Origin of the sequence: Paenibacillus sp. NEAU-GSW1, from assembly GCF_009737085.1 — a bacterium.
Classification (GTDB): domain Bacteria; phylum Bacillota; class Bacilli; order Paenibacillales; family Paenibacillaceae; genus Pristimantibacillus.
On the sequence record NZ_WOVL01000007.1, the window covers coordinates 151,504 to 155,258 of the forward strand.

At 41.2% G+C, this 3,755-nt stretch carries 2 protein-coding genes; one reads left to right on the plus strand and one right to left on the minus strand.

Features of this window, described 5'->3' with window-relative positions:
• Nucleotides 1-486 precede the first annotated feature (486 nt).
• Complete coding sequence (locus GOM71_RS07100) at nucleotides 487-1,707, plus strand: IS256 family transposase (protein WP_483311026.1); 1,221 nt, start codon at nucleotides 487-489, stop codon at nucleotides 1,705-1,707.
• 415 nt (nucleotides 1,708-2,122) lie between these two features.
• On the opposite strand, the gene GOM71_RS24685 is transcribed toward GOM71_RS07100, so the two are convergent.
• Nucleotides 2,123-3,755 (minus strand): RHS repeat domain-containing protein (locus GOM71_RS24685; RefSeq protein ID WP_216651717.1); only part of this gene is annotated, 1,633 nt, incomplete at its 5' end.

Genomic DNA, 3,755 nt, shown 5'->3' on the forward strand with positions numbered 1-3,755 from the left:
CTTCACTTGGCGTTCATTCAGCTTCGCCTTAGAAGCTTGCTCTCCTTCGACGGTTTTGGAAATCAGCCTGCTCTGTGCATCATAGACGAAATTTGTCGTATTGCCGTTACGATCATGCATGGATAGCATCAATCCATCAGCTGTATACGTATAGCGTTCAATCTTTCGTCTCATCATATTGTCGCTTGTTCTCAATAACTGAAACAGCGCTATGATCCAATTGAGCGGCTAACAAGTTCTAGCATTATACAAATAGGTAATCGTAAGTTCATTGCCATTCGTCTGCGTTAATTTGTTGCCCATCAAATCGTACGAATAGCTTATTTGATACATTTCCTTTGCTAACGTACTGGCTCGTTGTCAATCTTGCATTGTCATAGAACTGTTCGGATATTCGTATTCCTGAGACTGTAAAATAATTTGTGTAAACTCTCAAACCAATATGAATTAAACTAAGAGAAAGGTTGGTTTGAGAGGATGACACAAGTGGCACGATTTAATAAGGATCAGGTCAAAGCATTCGTTAAGGATAATAACCTGAAGACCATGGATGACGTTCAATCGGCGTTGAAAGAACTATTCGCGGAGACGCTGCAGTCCATGCTGGAGGCCGAGCTCGAGACGGAGCTTGGCTACGAGAAGCACGATGTTAAGAACAAAAATACCAGCAATAGCCGCAACGGCAAGTCTAAGAAAACGGTGAACAGCGAGTACGGCGAGGTTGAGATTCACGTTCCTCGTGATCGAAACGGCGAGTTCGAGCCGGTCATCATCAAGAAACACCAGTCCAACGTGACTGGTATCGAAGACCAGATTCTCGCTATGTACTCGAAGGGTATCAGTACACGAGATATCCAGGATCACTTAAACCAGCTGTACGGAATTGAAGTGTCTCCGACGATGATCTCAAATGTTACGAACAAAATCGTGCCGCTCATTAAGGAATGGCAGAGTCGCCCACTGCAAGGTGTTTACGCGGTCGTATTCATGGATGCTATTCACTTCAAAGTCAAACAAGACGGCGCTATCGTGAACAAAGCAGCCTACATGGTCATCGGCATTGATCTGGATGGAAACAAAGACGTGCTCGGCATGTGGATAGGCGAAAATGAGTCTGCGAAATTCTGGCTCAGCGTCTTGAATGACCTCAAGAACCGCGGCGTACAAGACATCCTTATCACCTGTGTTGACAACCTAACAGGCTTCTCTCAGGCGATTTCCGCCTGCTATCCGAAGACTGAGATTCAGAAATGCATCATCCACCAAATCCGCAATTCAACCCGCTATGTCTCATACAAAGACATAAAGAAAGTCACAGCGGATCTGAAGCCCATATACAAAGCGGCCACAGAAGAAGCTGCTCTAGTAGAGTTGGACCGTTTTGAGGAAGTCTGGGGCAGCAAGTATCCGCTCATCATCCGCTCTTGGAGAAATAATTGGGACGAGCTTGCTACATTTTCCAAATACCCGCCGGAGATCCGTAAGCTTATCTATACAACGAATATGATTGAAAGTTACCATCGGCAGTTGCGCAAGGTCACAAAAGGTAAAAGCATCTTCCCGACCGATGAGGCGCTGTTGAAGATGCTATACTTGGCCACCATGGATGTGTTGCGAAAATGGACCGGTCGAGTCCAGAACTGGGGACAAATTCTGCTCCAATTATCCGTCTTCTATCCGGAACGGATCGGACAACATTTGCCTTGAGGGGGCCATCTCCCCCTCAGGGGAGGTTCCTATATGAGAGTTTACACAAAATTATTGACAGACCCCAGGGCAGCCCCACTACGCAATATTAGCGTAGTGGGGCTTTTTTTTGAAACATCAGATTCATAAGGCACTGGTATGGCTGTTATAAAAAAGAAACCACATGGAGTTGTTACGCTCACATGTGGTCTAGTGCTAATTTAATATTTCCACAGCGTACATACCCCCTAATAAACCTAAAATCACTATAATAAGTAATATTAGTTTCGTTTTTTCTTTTTTAGATAATTTTAATACTATCAGAACGAGTACAATATAGCTCAAGAAGTAAGTTAATCCCTTCCATCCACTCATGAACCAAATCAGAACTATTATTGTAATAACAAAGACCGCATAAAATAATTTCTTATTCATTCTATTTTCCTTTCTTTTTTCCTTTCTTTGTTATATACCAGAATCTATCTTCTATTACCTTTCTACCATCAGTTACTACAACTAGGTTACTTATCTCACCAGTTTTTTTATTTGTTCTCCAAATAATGTGTCTCTCTTCACCTACTGATGGTGATGAAGTAAGTACATCAACAATATAGTTTCCAATGATCCCTCCACCCGCAGCAACTGTAATATCGATTGTCTTTTTATTCTTGTCTACCCCTGCCCACTTTAATGCTCTAGTAGATGTATAGCCAACTGCTCCATCCCAAATAATTCTACCAGCTACCGCCTGAGCCTTGTCTGAATGTGTCGTGCGATGCGACTCAACATAGTAGTCATAATTGGGATCTTTTTCATATAGAACATGACCATCTTTGGTAATTCTAACTTCAGTAGCTTTACTTCCATTAGAATTTTCAACATAATGCACTGTTTGGTATGGATCATCAGATGTAAGTAAACCATCTAAATGAGAATTCTCCTCTCTAAGTCTTACTGCTTCAGCATTTGCAGCCTTCATCCCATCTTTATCGTTAACGGCGTTTGCTGCTATCCACTTTAATTTCTGTTCATTTATTAATCCATTAACTCTCCACAGTTCTGGATCGACTCCTATTGCTACATTGCCACTCGGATCAATATAAATAATCGGATTATTATACACATACGTATAAAGATTTAAACTTAGCGGGTCTTCAATCTCTCCTTTATACGTATCCTCAGTAATAAATCTAGCCAACTTTGGATCGTAGTACCTTGCATTCAGATAATAAAGCTTCGATTCCTCATCATACTGATAACCTGCATAGCGAATCGGATTATTAATATCAGCTCCACTTTCTAAGGTAACATTGCCAAAAGCATCATATTCATATGCTACTTTCACAATGCCTGTTACATCTACAAGCGCTGTTACATCTGCATGACCATTATACAGATAATAGTACTTTTCGCTTCCCATTATACGACTAACCAAATTTATCCCATAAAGATTAAACGCCGTTTCCTTTTCGGAATTGTTAGTCTCCAAAACTACTTTATCAGCCTCATATAAATAATGAGCCTCAGACTCTCCTACCTTCTTATACGTCCGATAGCCTTCTGCATTGTAGCGATAGCTGGAAGTTACACTACCTGCAGTCGATTTACTCAATTGGTTCCAAACGTCATACTCATAGGTGCCGATACCTTCCAGCAACGTTTGGACATTAGGATTTTCAGACTCTTGACCGTAAATAAACATGCCAAACGATGGATCTGTCTCTTCATCGTACACTTGTTTAATTATTTCTCTGTTCTTGCCAGTCATATTACCATTGTTATCGTATTGATATGTTGTCTTTTCCTGACGGCCTTCCGAGAAAAGCTGGTCAGTCTCAATCAATCTGTTCTGATCATTGTACACATAAGATGTGACGGCAATGGTAGTTCCTTCAGTAACTGTTTCTTGTTCACGATTACCTGCACCATCATACGTATAGACCGTTTTCTTTCCGCTTGGTTCATTAACGGTAAGCAATCGGTTTAGCTCATCATACGTATAGCTGGTTTGACCTTTATTTTCACCTTGAACCAATTCAATCTTAGAGGTTTGATTTCCTGCTTGATCA